Source organism: Kumtagia sp., from assembly GCF_059502445.1.
Genome location: NZ_JCACER010000011.1, coordinates 39,691 through 56,761, shown reverse-complemented (window position 1 = coordinate 56,761; position 17,071 = coordinate 39,691). Strand labels below are relative to the sequence as shown.

General features: G+C 65.2%; 15 protein-coding genes. 5 read left to right on the top strand and 10 right to left on the bottom strand.

Going from position 1 to position 17,071, the window contains the following annotated elements; all coding sequences use genetic code 11:
- Nucleotides 1-526: 526 nt before the first annotated feature.
- Both AC5JDC_RS05125 and AC5JDC_RS05120 read right to left on the bottom strand, forming a co-directional pair.
- The gene (locus tag AC5JDC_RS05125) at nt 527-967 is read right to left on the bottom strand and encodes a hypothetical protein (RefSeq protein ID WP_495839712.1); all 441 of its coding nucleotides are present in this window, start codon (nt 965-967) and stop codon (nt 527-529) included.
- Nucleotides 968-1,112: 145 nt separating this feature from the next.
- Nucleotides 1,113-1,277, bottom strand: coding sequence for a hypothetical protein (locus AC5JDC_RS05120; RefSeq protein ID WP_495839710.1), 165 nt, complete (start codon nt 1,275-1,277; stop codon nt 1,113-1,115).
- A gap of 328 nt (nt 1,278-1,605) precedes the next feature.
- On the opposite strand from AC5JDC_RS05120, the gene AC5JDC_RS05115 reads away from it, so the two are divergent.
- Entirely contained in the window at nt 1,606-2,169 is a 564-nt protein-coding gene (locus AC5JDC_RS05115; RefSeq protein ID WP_495839708.1) for a flavin reductase family protein, read from the top strand.
- Between the two features lie 10 nt (nt 2,170-2,179).
- Here AC5JDC_RS05115 and AC5JDC_RS05110 read toward each other — a convergent pair whose 3' ends face one another.
- The 3 genes from AC5JDC_RS05110 to AC5JDC_RS05100 form a co-directional block, all read right to left on the bottom strand.
- The gene (locus AC5JDC_RS05110) at nt 2,180-3,112 is read right to left on the bottom strand and encodes a DUF2493 domain-containing protein (protein ID WP_495839706.1); all 933 of its coding nucleotides are present in this window, start codon (nt 3,110-3,112) and stop codon (nt 2,180-2,182) included.
- Nucleotides 3,113-3,426: 314 nt separating this feature from the next.
- The gene (locus AC5JDC_RS05105) at nt 3,427-4,473 is read right to left on the bottom strand and encodes a DUF7146 domain-containing protein (RefSeq protein ID WP_495839704.1); all 1,047 of its coding nucleotides are present in this window, start codon (nt 4,471-4,473) and stop codon (nt 3,427-3,429) included.
- On the bottom strand, nt 4,473-8,795 hold the full coding sequence (locus AC5JDC_RS05100) for a strawberry notch-like NTP hydrolase domain-containing protein (RefSeq protein WP_495839702.1): 4,323 nt from the start codon (nt 8,793-8,795) through the stop codon (nt 4,473-4,475). The genes AC5JDC_RS05105 and AC5JDC_RS05100 overlap by 1 nt, the downstream gene beginning before the upstream one ends.
- A 239-nt stretch (nt 8,796-9,034) precedes the next feature.
- On the opposite strand from AC5JDC_RS05100, the gene AC5JDC_RS05095 reads away from it, so the two are divergent.
- On the top strand, nt 9,035-9,391 hold the full coding sequence (locus AC5JDC_RS05095; protein WP_495839700.1) for a hypothetical protein: 357 nt from the start codon (nt 9,035-9,037) through the stop codon (nt 9,389-9,391).
- A 6-nt stretch (nt 9,392-9,397) separates the two neighbouring features.
- On the opposite strand, the gene AC5JDC_RS05090 is transcribed toward AC5JDC_RS05095, so the two are convergent.
- The 5 genes from AC5JDC_RS05090 to AC5JDC_RS05070 form a co-directional block, all read right to left on the bottom strand.
- Nucleotides 9,398-9,634 (bottom strand): DUF6117 family protein, encoded by a 237-nt coding sequence (locus tag AC5JDC_RS05090; RefSeq protein ID WP_495839698.1) that lies wholly within the window; start codon nt 9,632-9,634, stop codon nt 9,398-9,400.
- Nucleotides 9,631-10,044: a hypothetical protein gene (locus AC5JDC_RS05085; RefSeq protein ID WP_495839696.1), complete on the bottom strand. Its 414-nt coding sequence runs from the start codon at nt 10,042-10,044 to the stop codon at nt 9,631-9,633. The genes AC5JDC_RS05090 and AC5JDC_RS05085 overlap by 4 nt, the downstream gene beginning before the upstream one ends.
- 70 nt (nt 10,045-10,114) lie before the next feature.
- On the bottom strand, nt 10,115-10,336 hold the full coding sequence (locus AC5JDC_RS05080; protein WP_495839694.1) for a hypothetical protein: 222 nt from the start codon (nt 10,334-10,336) through the stop codon (nt 10,115-10,117).
- Between the two features lie 59 nt (nt 10,337-10,395).
- The gene (locus tag AC5JDC_RS05075; RefSeq protein WP_495839692.1) at nt 10,396-12,519 is read right to left on the bottom strand and encodes a ParB/RepB/Spo0J family partition protein; all 2,124 of its coding nucleotides are present in this window, start codon (nt 12,517-12,519) and stop codon (nt 10,396-10,398) included.
- A gap of 172 nt (nt 12,520-12,691) precedes the next feature.
- On the bottom strand, nt 12,692-13,888 hold the full coding sequence (locus AC5JDC_RS05070; protein ID WP_495839690.1) for a DUF932 domain-containing protein: 1,197 nt from the start codon (nt 13,886-13,888) through the stop codon (nt 12,692-12,694).
- Between the two features lie 310 nt (nt 13,889-14,198).
- On the opposite strand from AC5JDC_RS05070, the gene AC5JDC_RS05065 reads away from it, so the two are divergent.
- The 3 genes from AC5JDC_RS05065 to AC5JDC_RS05055 all read left to right on the top strand — a co-directional run bounded on the left by AC5JDC_RS05065 (nt 14,199) and on the right by AC5JDC_RS05055 (nt 17,051).
- Nucleotides 14,199-14,810, top strand: coding sequence for a hypothetical protein (locus AC5JDC_RS05065; RefSeq protein ID WP_495839688.1), 612 nt, complete (start codon nt 14,199-14,201; stop codon nt 14,808-14,810).
- A 61-nt stretch (nt 14,811-14,871) separates the two neighbouring features.
- Complete coding sequence (locus AC5JDC_RS05060; protein ID WP_495839686.1) at nt 14,872-15,981, top strand: toll/interleukin-1 receptor domain-containing protein; 1,110 nt, start codon at nt 14,872-14,874, stop codon at nt 15,979-15,981.
- Entirely contained in the window at nt 15,981-17,051 is a 1,071-nt protein-coding gene (locus AC5JDC_RS05055; RefSeq protein ID WP_495839684.1) for a hypothetical protein, read from the top strand. The genes AC5JDC_RS05060 and AC5JDC_RS05055 overlap by 1 nt, the downstream gene beginning before the upstream one ends.
- The last annotated feature ends 20 nt before the right edge of the window (nt 17,052-17,071 follow it).

Here is a 17,071-nt window from a genome sequence, read left to right as displayed (position 1 = left end):
GATCGACAGGCCGGAGGCGATTGACGGCGCACCCCGCAGGGGCCTGACAGCAAAGGAGGGGCTTTCTTGTCTCGCGAGGAATGACGGCGCAGCCGGCAGGGGAAGAAAGTTTTGACGCCGCTGTTGCGGCATAGGCGATCGAGGCGCAGCCGACCTTCGGCCAGATCAGCCCATTGAAGAGGCCGTTTTGGAGCGGTCGACCTGACAGAGACACATCACAGGAGAACGTGGCGACCATCCTCAACCGATATGACCGTGGTCACGTCGAGACATCGCGATGTCACCCGGTTCCGTCAGAACCAATGTCCTGCAAACTCCTGCCCGTCGCCAACGAGATCGCGTCCTGTTGGCACTCGCACCGTCGGGCGTGCTGTCACGGCGTTGCCCCCAACACCGTCACCGAGGGAATGGCTTGTCGGGCGGAGGTAGCCGTCGGTCCGATCAACGCGATTGCAAGCGACCCTGACGACGAGGAGCGCGACACGTAAGACATCAACCCACCGTGCTGCCGCCGCCGGTAACGATGTCAGGCGCGCGCGACGTTCTGCCCGGTTGACCCGGGCGCGGCCATTGCTGTCACCCGGATCAGCGCCGTGATGCCAACGGCGATTGCGCCGATGACGGAGAAGATGATCTGCCAGGTGTCGGAGGGCATGGTGTGTTTCACGATGCCATGCGTCGCGTGGTAGCCGGCGAGCGCTGCGGGCGCGACGAACGCGACAGCGATCGCGAGGCGTATCCAGAGCGGACGGATGAAGGCGAGCAGGAACTGCCCAAGGCCGAGGGTCAGTGCGGCGGCGATGAGGCCGACGATGATCGCGCCGAGCCAGCCGGCGCCGGTCTGATAGGCCCACGTCCCGGCGCTAACGCCCGCGAAGAACGGCAGCGCGAAGACGGCCAGTGTGAACAATAGCCAGCACAGGGCGCCGATTGCGGCGATGCTGGCGAGGATACCAATGAAGATCATGGTGGTGGTCTCCGTGAGATAAAGGTCTGACGGTCGCGCCTTCCACCACCACCACGGCGCGATCTGAAGTATAGCGGAAGATGACCGCCGACGGGAGCGGAAATCGGTTCGATTTCCGCATCCTCGACTGGCCATCGCGCCCCGATCAGGGGGCGAAGGGATCGATCTCCGCGACGACCTCGGCGTCGCCGTCGAACTCGGTGATGGGCGTGACAGAATGGGTGCCGTCGCCTGCCTTGAAGATGATAATCGCGACCATGAGGGTCGTGGCGAGGCTGAAGGCGTAGGCATGTGCGTCTTTGAGGGACATTGTACCGGCTCCTGTCTTGGAGGCGGGGGACCATCCCCCGCGTGACAGGCGCCCGATGTGTCCGGCCGAGGGCCGCAATCACCGCGTCGGCGAAGCAAAGCGGCGGCATGCTCGCATAGCCGACCCTTTACGGGTTGATGGCGTCAGGCCCTCGGCTGGACCAAGGATCAGCGAATGGATGCGGGGGTGGTTTTCCGTCAGTCAGAGGAGCGACCAGACGATTGGACTTCGATGCGTCTGCCGGATCCGCCAAGCATCCAACCGGTCGTGATACCGCCGACACCGGGCGCTATGATGCGGCACGAGTAACTGTCTGCGAGGTCGTTGCATGACGAAGATCCCAAAGAAGAGCGATTTCCCCGTCGGTCAGGTGCGCCGCTATCTGGAGCCAGGCCCGATCGTGCTGGTGTCCTCGAAATGGGAGGGCAAGACCAACATCATGACGCTCGGCTGGCAGACCATCCTGGAGTTCTCGCCGTCACTCGTCGGCCTGATGATCTCCGGCGGCAATCACAGCTTCGAGATGATCCGCAACAGCGGCGAATGCGTCATCAACCTGCCGACGACCGCATTGACCGACACGGTGGTCGGGATCGGCAATACGTCTGGAAGCGAAATCGACAAGTTCGCCCATTTCAAGCTGACGGCCGAAGACGCCGACGAGGTCGATGCGCCGTTGATCGGCGAGTGCCATGCCAGCTTCGAATGCCGGTTGCACGACGATGCGCTGGTCGAGAAGTACAATTTCTTCATTTTCGAGGTGGTGAGGGCGCATGTCGCGTCGTCGCCGAAGCATCCCGAGACGCTGCATTATACCGGCGACGGTGTGTTCATGGTGTCCGGCAAAGTCATCAGCCGGCGATCCCAATTCCGGCCTGAGATGCTGGGATAGTGGATGGCGCTCACGCGCCACCCGTGCCGAATTTCCAGACCGGGATGCCGAGCTTCTTCGCCTTGTCGGCGAGGTTGTCCTGAATGCCGGTGCCCGGGAAGTGCATGACCCCGATCGGCAGAATGTCGAGCATCTGATCGTTGCGCTTGAACGGCGCGGCCTTGGCGTGTTTCGTCCAGTCTGGAGCGAACCCAACCTGCGGGACCTTGCGATGGTCGGCCCAGCGGGAGGCGATCTTTTCGGCGCCCTTCGGCGATTTGCCGTGGATCAGCACCATATCGGGATGCTTGGCGTGGACCTGATCGAGCTTCGCCCAGATCAGTCGGTGATCGTTGAAGTCGAGCCCGCCGGTGATCGCGATCTTTGGGCCGGCCGGCAGCAGCACCTCGTTGTCGGCGCGCTTCTTTGCGGCAAGGAAGTCGCGGCTGTCGATCATCGCCGAGGTCAGGTTGCGGTGGTTGACCATCGATCCGCTGCGGGGACGCCAGGGTGATCCGGTATGCCGTTCGTAATGCTCGCCGGCCTGGTCGCGCATCAGCTCGAAGGCGTTGCGACGCTCGATCATCGTCTGCCCTTCGGCCGTCAGGCGCTCCAGCTCGACCGCCTTCACTTCGGAGCCGTCCTGTTCGCGTTGCCCGCGGCGCTGCGCCTGCTCGTTGTCGTCCAGCTCGCGCTCGATCCGGTCGGTGGCGCGGTGGAAGACGTTGACAGTCGACCAGAGAAGATCGTCGAGGTCGGGCTCGAGGCGGGTGTCTTCCAAGGTGACGATCAGGGCGTCGAAGATATCGGCGATGGCGCCGGCGACTTGGTTGCCCTCGGGTAGCGGCCTTCCGTCGGGTTCGTCCGCAAAGGGACGGTAGCCATAAAGCTGAAGTTCGGACAGGACGTGGTCGGTGGGGGATGATTCGTGATGCGGCTCGTAGCTGTCGTCGTGCTCGCTCATCGGGATGCTCCTTCGTCGGTGTGACCGCGACCCTCGCGGCCTTCTGGCGACGAAAGCCGGCAGGCGGACCGGACCTGCACCCGGAGCGGAGCGCAGGGCTGGAGCACAGCGGAGGACGGCGAAGGCCGGCTATTTTGCTTCGCGATGGAAAGGCCCGAAGGGCCGCCGGAAAATAGTCGGGCGCCGACGTTGTTGGTCCGGGCCGTTTGCTGGCCGATCGCCCTCTCGAAGGCCGGGTTGCGGCTCTCCCCGACACCTAGGAGCATCCGAGCGATGCCAGCGACGGCATTGCCGTGACCAGCATTCCCTCCCGACTATGCCGCCAGTGCCATGAAGCGCGCGACGTCCTGTGGTGCGATCTGCACCCGCGCCGCTGCCCGCAGGCTCTCCAGTCCCAGTGTGCGCAGATCCTCGTTGAAGTCGCCCAGCCTCGGAGACACGACAATCGCCTCGATCCCAGCGGTGTTGGCCCGTTCGATGAGCGTCGTCATCGCACCGTCGCCGGCCGGATCGTTGTCGCGCGCGATGTAGAGCCGGCGGAGTGTCTCGGGGAACTGGATGGCGGAGAGGTGGGCGGCCGAGAGCGCTGCCGCCACGGCCATGTCAGGCAACACGCATCGCAGCGATAGCACCGTCTCGATGCCTTCGCCCGCCGCCATCACGTCGCCCGGTACGCCAAAGCGGACCGCGTGCCCGAGAAGGTCGCCCATCGCGCGCCTCGGGGTATCGATCGGCGCCTTGTCCGAACCGTCCGGGGCGAGCCAGGTGCGATGCGCGCCGGTGATCCGGCCAGCCAGATCGGTGACGGAGGCGATCATCGCCGGCCAGGTCTCGGTTGGGGAATGTTCGTCAGGGCGATAATAACAACGCGGGTGGAACCGCAGCGATCCGGTTCCGTGCAAAGCCGTAATCGCACGTTCCCGCAGATACGCTTCTACGACAGTGCCCAAAATCGGCTGGGACATTCCGACAAGCCGCCGCGCCGCTTCCGGCGATCCGGTCGGAGCCGGTGCTTTGCGCTCGCCAGCATGCGGACCGTGCGGTTCGGGATGTGGCATCGACAAGAAGGTACGCGCCTCATCGGCGACGTCCTTGAAGTCGATCAAGCCGCAGCTCTCACGGATGACATCGAGCAGATCGCCATGCTCGCCCGTGGCGGCATCGGTCCATTTGCCGGCCGCGCCCTTGCCGGTGTCGCCACCCTTCAGCCGGACGAACGTCGAGCGGCCGGGCGTGTTGCGGACATCGCCGACCAGCCAATAGCGGCCCTCGCGATGTCCGGTGGAAAGGTAATGGCGGCACACTGTTTCGGCCAGCCGGCCGAGACGCTGCGCCAGTTCGGAGGCGTCGTGACGGGCCATCATACCGCCTCCCGCTCGCCGATGCGCTCGACAGGGAAGCGCTCGAGCACCTTGCCGAGAATCGTGGAGCCGGTAGCGTCGGTCGGGACGAAGAATCGCAGCTTCCACGAGATGATCTCGCTGAACAGGCCATAGGCCCGGAGGCGGTCGCGCATCACGTCGGTGAAGCCCGACAGTTCGATGCGGTTGGCGCCCATGACGCGGACGCGACGAAGCTGCATGCTTTCAGCGATGTCGAGGATGGTGCGGCCATCCATCAGCGCAGTGAACGCGTCGTCCGGGGTCAACGTGCTCGCTCCTGTCGCCAATGTGCCCGCGACCCACGCCGGCGAGACGCGGCGACCGATGATGCGTTCGCCCGCGTCGGTTTGGAGCCGATAGACCCGCGTGGACTCGTTCGGCAGCCGTTTCCAGATGGGCAGGAGGAGGCCGGCGACAATGTGGATCGTGCTGTCGGAAAATTCCGGCACCTCGGCCATTTCGGCGGTCCAGGCCGCCGCGAAGATGGTCCGATCGGCTTCCTCCCAATGGCTCTCGTCCATCGAGCGGAGGGTGGCATGGTGCTGTTCCATCGGGCGGATCAGCGCCACGCGACGCTCGATCTCGCCATCGTCGAGCATGACGGACGATGCCCGAACCTGTACGGCGGCTCGGCAAGAGCGGCCGTTGACCAGCAGCTTTGCGCCCGGCGCGGCGAGAAAATCGAACGCGGCGTCGAGCGAGGTCGGACGGTTGCGTTCGCGCCGGGTGACAGTGAGCAACTGCGTCTCGGCGCTGGTGCCTGGATGGACATGGATGGTCCGGCGGTCGGTGACGATGAAGCTCTCGGCCTGAAGCGTCTCCAGCCCGAGGTCATAGACGCCGCTGGTGATGGCGCCCTCGATCTTGGCGTTGAGGAGTTGCTCAAAGGCCGTAAACAGGATGCCTTGCAATTCGATGGTGAGCGCCAGCGACCGGTTGAGGAAGGTAGTGATCGGCGGCAACTCATCCTTGATGCCGTTGTCGTCCATCAGCTTCAGGCCAGTGGCGTTCTCGAACATCTGCAGCGAGCAGCCCTCGACTTTGCCGCGGACCAGCAGGAGATAGAGCTGGCGCAGCGCGTCACGCGCATAGTGCGATTCCAGATTATCCTCGGGCCGGAACAGGCCCTGGCCTCCGGTCTGGCGCTGGCCGCGCGTGATCGCCCCGAGCGTGTCGAGCCGGCGGGCGATCGTCGACAGGAAGCGCTTCTCCGCCTTCACATCAGTGGCGATTGGTCGGAATAGCGGAGGTTGCGCCTGGTTGGTACGGTTGGTGCGGCCGAGCCCCTGGATCGCGGCATCCGCCTTCCAGCCCGGTTCGAGTAGATAGTGGACGCGCAGCCGCTGGTTCCGCGCCGATAGGTCGGCGTGATAGCTGCGGCCGGTGCCGCCCGCATCCGAGAAGATGAGGATGCGCTTCAGGTCGTCCATGAAGGCGGACGTTTCAGCGAGATTGGCAGAGGCGGCGCGGTTCTCCACCGCAAGGCGCTCGCCCCTGCGGACGATCCGCCGCGACCGGCCGGTGACTTCCGCTACGATGTCGGTGCCAAAGCGCTGCACGATCTGGTCGAGCGCGCCGGGGACCGGCGGCAGGCTGGCCAGCGTCTCGATCAGGCGATCCCGGCGTGCGACGGCCTCGCGGCTTTCGACGGGCTGGCCATCGCGATAAACCGGCCGCGACGACAGGTTGCCTTCGCTATCGGTGAACGGCTCGTAGAGCTGCACCGGGAAGGAATGGGCGAGGTAATCGAGGACATATTCCCTCGGCGTGATGTCGACGCGGACGTCGTTCCATTCCTCGGTCGGGATCTCCGCGAGCCGGCGTTGCATCAGCGCCTCGCCGGTGGAGACGATCTGGATGACGGCGGTGTGGCCATCGGCCAGGTCCTGATCAATCGAGCGGATCAGGGTCGGCGTCTTCATGCTGGTGAGGAGGTGGCCGAAGAAGCGCTGCTTGGCGCTCTCGAAGGCTGAGCGGGCGGCGGACTTCGCCTGCCGGTTCAGCGTGCCGGTATCGCCAGTGATGTTGGCGGCCTGCATCGCGGCATCGAGATTGTTGTGAATGATCGCGAACGCCCCGGCATAGGCGTCGTAGATGCGCGTCTGCTCGGGGCTGAGCTGGTGCTCGACGAGTTCATATTCGACGCCGTCATAGGAGAGCGACCGGGCGGTGTAGAGGCCGAGCGAGCGGAGATCGCGTGCGAGCACTTCCATCGCCGCGACGCCGCCATCCTCGATCGCCTCGACGAACTCGGCGCGTGTGGCGAAGGGGAAATCCTCGCCGCCCCAGAGGCCGAGGCGCTGGGCGTAGGCGAGGTTGTGAACCGTGGTGGCGCCGGTCGCGGAGACATAGACCACGCGCGCATTCGGAAGCGCGTGCTGGAGCCGCAGGCCCGCACGGCCCTGCTGCGAGGCGGCGACGTCGCCGCGTTCGCTTTTGCCGCCAGCGGCGTTCTGCATGGCGTGGCTCTCGTCGAAAATGATCACTCCATCGAAATCGGAGCCCAACCATTCGACGATCTGTTTGACCCGAGAAAGCTTCTCGCCGCGGTCGTCGGACCGTAGCGTGGCATAGGTGGTGAATAGGACGCCTTGGCCGAGGGTGATCGACTTGCCCTGCGGGAAGCGCGACAGCGGCGTGACGAGCAGGCGTTCCATCCCGAGGGCCGACCAGTCGCGCTGCGCGTCCTCGATCAGCTTGTCGGATTTGGAGATCCAGACCGCCTTGCGGCGTCCATGTATCCAGTTGTCGAGGATGATGCCGGCTGCCTGGCGGCCCTTGCCGGCGCCGGTGCCGTCGCCGAGCATGAAGCCGCGACGGAAGCGCACGGCGTTCTGCGCATCGTCGGGCGCGGCCGAGACGAGATCAAAGGTCTCGTCCACGGTCCAGGCTCCGGCGAGGAATTCGCCATGGGCGTCGCCGGCATAAATAACGGTTTCGAGCTGGGCGTCGGACAGGATGCCGTCGGTGACGATACTGGCGGGGAGCGTCGGCCGATAGCTCGGCTTCGGCGGCGCGACCGAGGCCATCGCGGCGGACTGGACCAGCTTGGTCGGGTGCGCCTGAGCGCCGGGAATACGGATCGCCTGAAGGCCGTATTCCTCGTAGATGGCATCGGTTAGCCGGCCACCCTCGGGAGGCGTCCAGTCGACGATCTCATAGGCGAGTTCGACGCCCTCGGGTTCGGCGATCGAACGGGCAACCGGCGATGATGCGGCGCGAGCGAGATAGCCGCGCACGGTGCGCGGCACGGAAGCGGCCAAATCGACCTTTGGCAGCGCGACCGGTAGGCGTGCGGGAAGCTGGGCTGCGATCCAGCCGAGCAGCGTCGCGACATCGGGCGCAATACCGGCGGAGGGCGGAAATACTGTGCGATCGTCGGCAGGCTTCTTGTCGATGACGGTCAGGCGGGTTTCGATGGTCGTGCCATGCTTGGCGTAGACTGCGCCGTCGATAGCCGCGGTGAACACGACACGTCCGCGCTCCTGCAACCGGGCAAACGCGTCGCGCCAGGCCGGTGCGTCGGGTGCGAAGCTGGCGCCCGTGATCGTCACGAGCCGTCCGCCATCGGCCAGACGCGTCAGCGCCGAAGCGACGTGGCGATAGGCGGCGTCGGCCATGCGGCCGGAGACGTTCGCCATCACCGAGAACGGCGGATTCATCAACACGACGCTCGGCACCGCGGTCGCTTCGAGGTGATCGTCGATCTGAGCTGCGTCGAAGCGCGTGACGGGAATGGCCGGAAAGAGGGAGGACAGGAGGCCTGCGCGCGTGTCGGCCAGCTCGTTGAGCATCAGCCTGGCCCCGGCGATCTCGGCGAGGACGGCGAGCAGCCCGGTCCCGGCCGAGGGCTCCAGCACGCAGTCGGCGGGCGTGATCGCGGCGGCAGCGAGTGCAGCGAGACCGAGTGGCAGCGGCGTCGAGAACTGTTGAAAGGCCTGCATCTCCTCAGAGCGCCGCGTATGCGTCGGCATCAGGCTCGCGATCTTGGCCAGCATGGGCAGGCTGGCAGCCGGAGTTCCGGACTTGCGGAAAACCGCCTTTCCGTATTTGCGCAGAAACAGCACAGTCGCCGCTTCACAGGCCTCATAAGCCGTCTTCCAGTCCCAGGCGCCGGACGTGTCGGAAGCGCCGAAGGCTGCTTCCATCGCGCCGCGCAAGGTTACGGCATCGACGGGCTGACCGCGCTCAAGATGCGGGAGAAGGTGATGGGCCGCGGCGAGGATGGCGGCGGGCGCAGGGCTCGCGGCAAGCGGAGACGACGCGGCTGGAGCGGCCGCGGATACGGAAGCGATGGTCATGAAGGGCACCTCAGGAGAGCGGAAACGGAGGAGCCGGCAGGCGCTCTCTCTTGACCGCACCGGCTCGAACCCGTCCCGGCCAACCTCTCACTCTGGCGCGCGCGATGACCTTTTGACCGCTTCGTCTTCCGAGGTCGGCCGCGCGGCGCTACACTCCGTCATCCAACACATGGCAGGCGGCGGCCTCGACGATCGAGGACGCGCGCGCTTCACCGAGCGAGGTCAGGGGAGAGACGGGTATGAAGGGAAGCGCGATCGGCATGGTGGCGGCCGGATGCCTGGTGGTGGGGTTCGGCGCGGGATTCGTGGCGCGCCCCATGATTTCGCTGGGCGGATCGTCGGCCGCCGCCGCCGGCGTCGCGCAGCCAACGGAGGAAGAAGCGATCGCCGCCGTGCGGCGCCATCGCCTCTTCACGGGAACGTCGCTCGCCAATGCGACCCTGAAGCTTGGCGACTGTTCACCGGGAGGCGTCGGTCCGGGCGTGACATGCATGACGCAGCTCACGATGGACACGACGCGGGCCAACGCCACACCGCAGAACCGGCCGATCGGATTCGCGCGGGTCAACGGCCAGTGGGAGGTGGCGGTCTGGTAGCGGATATCAATCCACGATGCCGTCGCTGCCAGCCGGAGGTGTGTATGCCTCGTAGGGATCGCCGTCGGAGAGATGGCCGAACGGGGTAAGAACATATTCGCCATCGTCGCGGCCGACCGCGCAGATGACGTAACGGGTTTCTCCGGTGGCGGAGTCCGCGCATTCCATAAGCGCCAGATTGCCATCGGCTGCGGCGCGGAGCAGCGTCTGGAAATTGGCGCGCGCATAATCCGGGATGCTCATGACGCGCCTCCCGCAGCGAGGCGGTTGGCGAGCCAGCGGCCGCTGCTCATCCATTCGATGGTCTGCCCCGTCGTCAGGTCGAGGACATGGGCGCCTCCGGAAAAGCCGTCGATGCGCGGCTCGGACGCGATGCCGGCCCATTGGAAACCCCAACGTCCGGCGAGCCCAAACGCCTCGGCGCAGCGCGTCACAAAGGTGATGAGGAGCTGGGGGTCGGCGGTGCCCGGATCACGCATCCAGAGGCGCGCGGGGCCATGTTCCGGTTCGATCGAAAGCAGGAACGGTTCGGCCGGAGGATCTTCGGCGGCGTTCCGCGCCATCAGGTCGTTGTAGATGTCGAGGGCGCGCGCCGCGTTCTCGACCGTGCCCACATCCAGCAGGCATGAAAAGCGTGTGAAATATTCCGCCATGGCGGTCTCCTGAAACGAAAAGAGCCCGGCGCGTGGCCGGGCTCGAGGTGGATGAAAGGGCGTGGTGGGGTCAGTAGCCGAACTGCCAGGACGGCCATGGCTGCCCGTCGTCGGATGCGCCGACGGCCTCGTCGAGATAGGCGCTGTCGCCTTCGACGATGGTGGGGTTACGCACGGGTGTTTCGTCGATCACCGTCACGCGGCAGATGAGGCCATCTTCGACCTCGACGTGAACGGGAACGAGATACTGGAAGACGACGCGGCGCGGCGCGTCGATGACGGCGGTATCCATCTGTAGGATCCTTGGGAAAAGCGGCGGGGAGCGATCGGCGTCGCTCCCCGCCAAGGGGCCTATTCGGCGGCGATCAGGTCAGAGGCGTCCGCATCGGCTTCGGTCACCTCGTCATCGTCACCGGTGAGGAAGTCCGGCAACGCTTCGGTGTCACCGGCGTCGTCGACGTCAGGCTGATCGGCAAGGCGCAGCGGTTCGGGCAGCCAGCCGCTGTCGGCCAGGAGCCGTTCGGCTTCCTTGGCCATGTCGCCCTTCTTCAGATGGTCGATGAGTTGGGCGGCCTGTTCGCCCTTCGCCTCGCGGACCGCTTCGAGGATGCGCGGCTTCGTGACGCGATTGAGGTAGTTGCCGAACGTCGGACGCCAACCAGCTTCCACGATGTCGAGCCCGGTAGCCCGCGCCAGACGGTCGGCCTGGGTCAGCCGCATGTCGAGCGTATGCTGCGACACGCCGCTGGAGCTGTGCGGATTCGGCCGCTCGTAGAGCGCATTGACGCCATAGCTGACGCAGTGTGCCAGCAGCGCCATGCGGCTGGCATCGTCGAGACCGGCAAGCCAATCCCAAAGCGCGTCGTCGTCCTTCGGGATGTCGGCGGCCCAGGCGTCGTGACGCTCCTGCACTGCCCGCGCGGAGGGGCTGTCCTGCAGCGCATCGTCCTGGACGGGGAAGTAGATGTGCTTCACCCCCGCCTCCATGGCTCCGGCATACATGCGGGTCATGAACCGGTCCGAGACGAGCTTGTGCAGAAGCGCCGTCATGGCGATGTGCGGGTTGTTGGCGACGGCATCACGCAGCGCGAGTGTGCGGTAGGCGGTCAGCTCGACGACCAGGCGCTCGGGCAGCGGCTTGATGGTGCCGTCCTCGTCATCATCTTCCGGTTCGGCGGGCTGGCCCCCGATGGTGATGACGGCGCGCTGCACCGTCGGGCCTTCGGGCTGGCGCGATACGCCATCGGCCTCCGACCCGGCCTCTCCGTCGCCGTCGACTGGGATGACAGGGACATCCTCGGGCCGGACAAAGCCGCGATCGACCGTGAGCGAGCCATCGGTGTCGATGCTGACGAATACGCCAGCGATGGCGATATCGGCCGGCTCGTAGTGAACCGGGCGATCCTCGAAGCTCGCGAGCGCGGTCTCGATTTCACCGAGACGCTGATCGACCTCGTCCGGCAACTCGTCGGCGTCCTGATATTGGGCTTCAAGCCTGGCCATCTCGGCGTTCAGCGCGTCGATGGTGGCCTGCTCCGCCGCCGTCAGATCAAGGGGTGTGCCGGCGATCTCCTGCAGGCCGCGTGCCGCGTCATAGGGGAAACTGACCGCCACCTCGATCCACTTCCAGCCTTCCGCAGCGATGGTCTCGGCTTCAGCCTTCAGCTTCTCGCCAACAAGGCGGTCGAGAAGCGCCGGGTCCTGCAACCATCCGCCATCGTCGGACTGGAACAGGTCACGCATGACGATGCCACCTGCCGCCTCATAGACCTCGATGCCTACGAAGATGGCGCGCTTGTCGGAGGCGCGCACCGTCGTTTCAGTCAGCATGCGCCGGATCTGATAGGCCTCCTTTGACCAGGCGTCCTTGATCGCATCCCATACCTGCTGCTGGCGCGCGTGATCGTCGGAGACCGTGAACGCCATGAGCTGCTCCAGCGTCATGCCATCCTCGGCATAGACATCGAGGAGCGCCTGCGAGACCGAGGCGAGGCGCAGACGCTGCTTCACCACGTTGACCGGCACGAAGAACGCCGCGGCGATCTCCTCCTCGGTCATGTGCTTGGCGCGCATGTCCTTGAAGGCGCGGTATTGATCGAGCGGATGAAGCGGAGCGCGCTCGATATTCTCAGCGAGCGAGACTTCCTCGGCGAGGACATCGCTGTCGCGGTCGCGGACGATGCAGGGCACCGGCGCGATCTTGGCGAGGCGCTTTTGCTTCACGAGCAGTTCGAGGGCGCGGAAGCGGCGTCCGCCGGCCGGGACCTCGAACATGCCGGTCTCCGCGCCTTCGGCGTCGACGACAGGCTGAACGCTGAGGCTCTGAATCAGGCCGCGACGCGCGATCGAGGCGGCGAGGTCCTCGATCGATACGCCGGCTTTCACACGCCGGACGTTAGACTGGGACAGAACCAGCTTGTTGAAAGGGATGTCGCGCGAGGACGACAGGGTGATCTTCTGAACGGCAGCAGCCATCGGGGTAGTCTCCGCGACGGGCGCCGAGAGACTCTCTCTCAGCCCTAAACCCGTCACGGAGCGAAGCGCCGCCCTCTTCCTCTAAAGGGGGCAGCGCCACGGAACGGAATTGGGGACACGCGGAAGCGCAAAGCCGGAGACACGGAAAACCGCATCTCCGGCTTTGCGGATGTCAGGCGGCTCGATCGAGCAGCTTCTTCGCCTTGGCCTCCATGTCGAGGCGGGCGTCTTGATGCGGCTTGTCGCGCGCGACGGCGGTGATGCCCTGCACGAAATCGAAGATGCTCTCGGGCGGCCGTCCTTCCTCGGCCAGCACCGTGTCGATGATCTTGCCGGTCTCGGCCTTCGAGAAGCCGCGGCGGCGCAGGAAGTCGGTGCGATCTTCGTCGCTGCGCGCCACGATCCGCTCGCGGGCCGCCTTGATGCCGTTGACGAAAGGCAGCGGCGAGGAATTGGCGAAGTTCGCCAGCGCCGGCGCCGCCTCGTGGGCGAACCGATTGGCGGCGTATTTGGAGTGGCGGATGGTGATCTCCTCGAAATCCTCCACGCCCCAGAGATTGCGATTCTGGCAAACTGCGCGCAGATAGAAGCTCGCCATGCCCAGTGTCTTGGCGCCGACCTCGGAGTTCCAGCAGTAGAAGCCCCGGAAGTAGAGATCCGGCGAGCCGTCCGGCAGACGGCCGGCCTCGATCGGATTCAGGTCGTCGACCAGGAACAAGAAAACGTCGCGGTCGGAGGCGTAGAGCGTCGTGGTGTCCCTGGTGATGTCGACGCGCGGATTGTAGATGCCCGTCGACCAATCGAGCACGCCCGGCACCTTCCAGCGGGTGTCGCCCGTGCCATTGCCGGCAATGCGCTGCACGGCCTCGACCAGTTCGTGATCGTAGATGCGGCCGTAGTCCGGGCCGGTGACGGCGCGCAGTTCGACACGGCCATTATCGGTTTCCAGCGTCTTGATCTGCTCCGCCCGATTGGATGTCAGGCCATATTGCAGGTTGATCGCCGCGAGCGGCGCGGGAAGCTGGCGCAGATAGGCTGCCGGCGCGCCGACCAGGCTCGCGAGTTGGCCGAAGCTCCAATGGGTCGGGGCGATGGGCGTATCCGTGCCTGGCAGGATCAACGCCAGCCGTTCCGGGTCGCTGCGGTTCGCCTCCACATGGATCAAGGCGCTTTCCACCACGCGGGTCCGGCTGCGATCGGCGCGGTCACGGACGGCCCGCGCCAGCTCGGACAGCGACAGGTAGCGCTCGTCTGCGGGCCGGGAAAACCATTCCGACGAGACGCGGCCGATTCGCTCGCCGCGGCCGACATCCACTTTGTAGCCGCCGCTGGTGTCGCGGCGCGCGTCGAGAACTGAAACCTGGGTCATGGGACCAATCTCCGTGACGGGCGCCGGAGACCTCTTCTCCAGCCCTCAACCCGTCACGGCAAAGCCGGTCCGTCCTCTTCCTCTCAAAGGGGCGTTGCGGGGCCTCCCGCAGAAGGGGTCGGCCGAGACGCAAGGCTCGGACGCAGGGGAAGGCTTTCCCCTCCTGGCGGTCAAGATTTCGGATGTTTTGCGCGAGGAAAGAGTGCGGACGAACGGGAGCTCAATCTGCTACGAGTAGCTTGAGCCATTTTGCGATGAAGGACGATTACTCTCGGCCCATCAGCTACTCTAACAGCCGGGGAGGATTGTCATGGATTTCGAGGATCTCGTTACGGCGCTGGCGCCGCCGCCAAACCGGGTCGGAAAATCCGACGGCGAACACGAACACCATCTCTACGAAGGCGCGGTCATGGTCGCCTATGCCATGCACCTGTTGCGGACGCAGGATACCCAACACATCCGTGTTCACCCCGATGGAGAGCACGGTAAGCAATTCGACTTCGCGGCCTGGCTGCTTCGACGCGACTTCATCAAGATCTCCAGTGTCGGCACCACCAGCTATGGCGGCACGTACCGGAACGCCGCTGGCCAGCAGATCACCGTCAATCCAAAGTCGGGTCTGGGTGATGTGGTCGCAGAGGTCGGCAACCACGTCATTTCCGCCGAGTGCAAGGGCGGGATCATCAACACGAGGCATTCGGGCCAGGTGTCTCGGCTCTACAAGGGTCTGTGCGAGACGGTCGGCATGCTGATGGCGACCCCATCGCCAGGGCGTCAGATAGCTGTCGTGCCTTTCACGGAAGGCACCTTGCGTCTGGCGGAACGACTAGCGCCGCGTTGCGCGCTGGCCGGCATCGAGATCGCACTGGTCGGAAGTCGCGGCGAGGTCAGGGACGTGAGGCCGGTCCCGGTCGCGGGGTGAGACTGTGGGGCTGGGCGCATCGTCGGGCGAGACTACAGAAGACAACGAAGGGTGAGAGTTGATGAAGCGCGTGCTGACGGTCGGGGTCACATATACCGGCGAGAAGATCGAAGGTGTCGAGATTGAAAATCTCGGGCTCTGCCAGGCTGGAGTGGACAAGGCGCGCGCGGCGTTTCCGCTCTACGAGTACGACACGATCATCATCAATCCGCAGAGCTATTCTCATTTCCTGTTCGGCGCGGAGGGGGAGTTCTCGAACGAGCCCAATGAGCTGGGGAAGCTCAAGCGCCAGAATGACAGCTACGACATCGATTCCGCCTTCCTGGCTGACGATCGGGAAAAGGAGATGGAGGCCGCGATCGCGGCCGGCGCCACCGTGGTCTGGTGCCTGTCGGAGCCAAAGCGGATGAACTTCTTCGGCTATCGCGAAACCCATCTGGGCTATGCCGCACCGAAGGTCGCCGGGCTTGTGAAGCGTTCGGACCTGCTCGTGAAGAAGGGGCGGCGGATGGGCGCGATCGATCACGATAGCCCGTTCGTGCGCTATTTCGATGTCCTGTCGAAGACGGGCTGGACCTTGTGCCTGTCGGACCCGGCCGAGGGGATAGCTTCGATCGCGTCGACGCCGGAGGGCTATAGCCTAGGCGGGCGCGTGGCGCTTGGAATGACGGTCGGGTGGCTGTTGACGCCGCCGACGTCGCCGGACGCCGAGAACCAACTGGTCCGGGATAGCCTGGCGCTGGAGAAGGCCGACCCGGCCCACGAGAAATATCACGGGATTTTCCTGAGCCATACCGGCGTCGACAAGCCGTTCGTGCGTCGGTTGCGAACCGACCTGCTCGCTCATGGCGTGCCGCGAGTCTGGCTGGACGAAGCCGAAATCGACATTGGTGACTCGCTCATCGCCAAGATCGACGAGGGCATGAAGCTCAGCCGCTACATCGCCGTCGTGCTCTCGACCAAGTCGATCGACGCCCCTTGGGTGAAGAAGGAGCTCGACGTGGCAATGAATCGGGAGATCACCAGCGGCGAGGTTGTCGTGCTGCCGCTTCTCTACGAGCCGTGCGAGCTGCCAGAGTTTCTGAAAGGCAAGATGTACGCCGATTTCTCGAAACCCGAGGAGTATGAAGCGATGCTGGCGAAGCTCTTGCGCCGACTGCGGATCACCTGATGAGCGAGGCACAGCCAGGCCCGAGCGAGGCAATGTTGCACGCAATGGCGGAGCTGTGGCGGCTGGCTCCGCCGGGGCCTGACAATCTCCTCGCCGCACCGGCGTTCGTGCGGCTGCGTGAAGCCTGCCGTGACGGCTATCCCAATGCCGGGAAGGAGGGGCCGACCTTCGCACTCTCGACGGCGCTGCGCTCGCTCGGTCTGCCATGCGAGCTTCGCGCGGACGCGGCGCATCTCGCGTCTCCTGTCGAGGTGGCGGCGATAGGGCTCGACACAGCATTTCGCGCGACCCACGCGCGCCGTGTCCATCTCGCGCCGCTCGATCTGGCAGAGGAGCTTCCGTCCCTTGCGTTCGGGCCGGCGCGGGTTGCCCAGTTCAAGGCGGACGAGCTTCGCGCGCTCGTCGACACGACGCGGCTGAAGCGCATGTTTCAGGGCGTCGATTTCGATGCCGATCGGTTTTCGGAATTCCATTGGCTGGTGGTCGAGGAAGATGTGGCGCTCGACAAGGAGCCGGAGGCGCGTGCCGTCCCCGTGCTGTTCATGGACCTGCGGCAGGATCTCGGCCAGATCGAACCACACAAAGGGCGGTTTCCGGGTGCGCTCGAGGACGCGCTGTTCTTCTTCCTGCTGGCGCCCTGGGAAGGCTGGTCGACAATGCCGGAGGTCGACTGGCGCGGCTTCCGCGTCCCGTGGGTTTATACCGTGGACAACGACATCTTCGTGCGCCCCAGCTCACCACCATCGGCCGATACGCTCAACTGGGAAGACCGCGTTTATGACGACGGCTATGGCGGGACGGTCGAGGTAGAGCGGCCCCTGGAATTGCGGTTATCCGACGAAGCCAAGACAGAGGTAGCCGTTTGGGATCAACATCGATGGGCGATCGTGGAGCGGGCGAAGCGGACCGTCCTGTTCGAAACGCCGATCGCCCATTTCCTCGTGCGCGCATTTCTGGCCGAGGGTGTCGATGAGTTTCTGGCGCATATCACCACGATCGAGGCGGCTCTGGGCCTGCAGGCCGACTATCAGAAGAGCTTTCGCGTCGCGCCGGACCGGCAAAAAAAATGAGCCCTACGAGAAGAATGCGT

Coding starts and splice junctions, on each gene's coding strand:
- AC5JDC_RS05125 (WP_495839712.1), bottom strand. CDS start 967: ATGATCTTCATTGGTATCCTCGCCAGCATCGCCGCAATCGGCGCCCTG.
- AC5JDC_RS05120 (WP_495839710.1), bottom strand. CDS start 1,277: ATGTCCCTCAAAGACGCACATGCCTACGCCTTCAGCCTCGCCACGACC.
- AC5JDC_RS05115 (WP_495839708.1), top strand. CDS start 1,606: ATGACGAAGATCCCAAAGAAGAGCGATTTCCCCGTCGGTCAGGTGCGC.
- AC5JDC_RS05110 (WP_495839706.1), bottom strand. CDS start 3,112: ATGAGCGAGCACGACGACAGCTACGAGCCGCATCACGAATCATCCCCC.
- AC5JDC_RS05105 (WP_495839704.1), bottom strand. CDS start 4,473: ATGGCCCGTCACGACGCCTCCGAACTGGCGCAGCGTCTCGGCCGGCTG.
- AC5JDC_RS05100 (WP_495839702.1), bottom strand. CDS start 8,795: ATGACCATCGCTTCCGTATCCGCGGCCGCTCCAGCCGCGTCGTCTCCG.
- AC5JDC_RS05095 (WP_495839700.1), top strand. CDS start 9,035: ATGAAGGGAAGCGCGATCGGCATGGTGGCGGCCGGATGCCTGGTGGTG.
- AC5JDC_RS05090 (WP_495839698.1), bottom strand. CDS start 9,634: ATGAGCATCCCGGATTATGCGCGCGCCAATTTCCAGACGCTGCTCCGC.
- AC5JDC_RS05085 (WP_495839696.1), bottom strand. CDS start 10,044: ATGGCGGAATATTTCACACGCTTTTCATGCCTGCTGGATGTGGGCACG.
- AC5JDC_RS05080 (WP_495839694.1), bottom strand. CDS start 10,336: ATGGATACCGCCGTCATCGACGCGCCGCGCCGCGTCGTCTTCCAGTAT.
- AC5JDC_RS05075 (WP_495839692.1), bottom strand. CDS start 12,519: ATGGCTGCTGCCGTTCAGAAGATCACCCTGTCGTCCTCGCGCGACATC.
- AC5JDC_RS05070 (WP_495839690.1), bottom strand. CDS start 13,888: ATGACCCAGGTTTCAGTTCTCGACGCGCGCCGCGACACCAGCGGCGGC.
- AC5JDC_RS05065 (WP_495839688.1), top strand. CDS start 14,199: ATGGATTTCGAGGATCTCGTTACGGCGCTGGCGCCGCCGCCAAACCGG.
- AC5JDC_RS05060 (WP_495839686.1), top strand. CDS start 14,872: ATGAAGCGCGTGCTGACGGTCGGGGTCACATATACCGGCGAGAAGATC.
- AC5JDC_RS05055 (WP_495839684.1), top strand. CDS start 15,981: ATGAGCGAGGCACAGCCAGGCCCGAGCGAGGCAATGTTGCACGCAATG.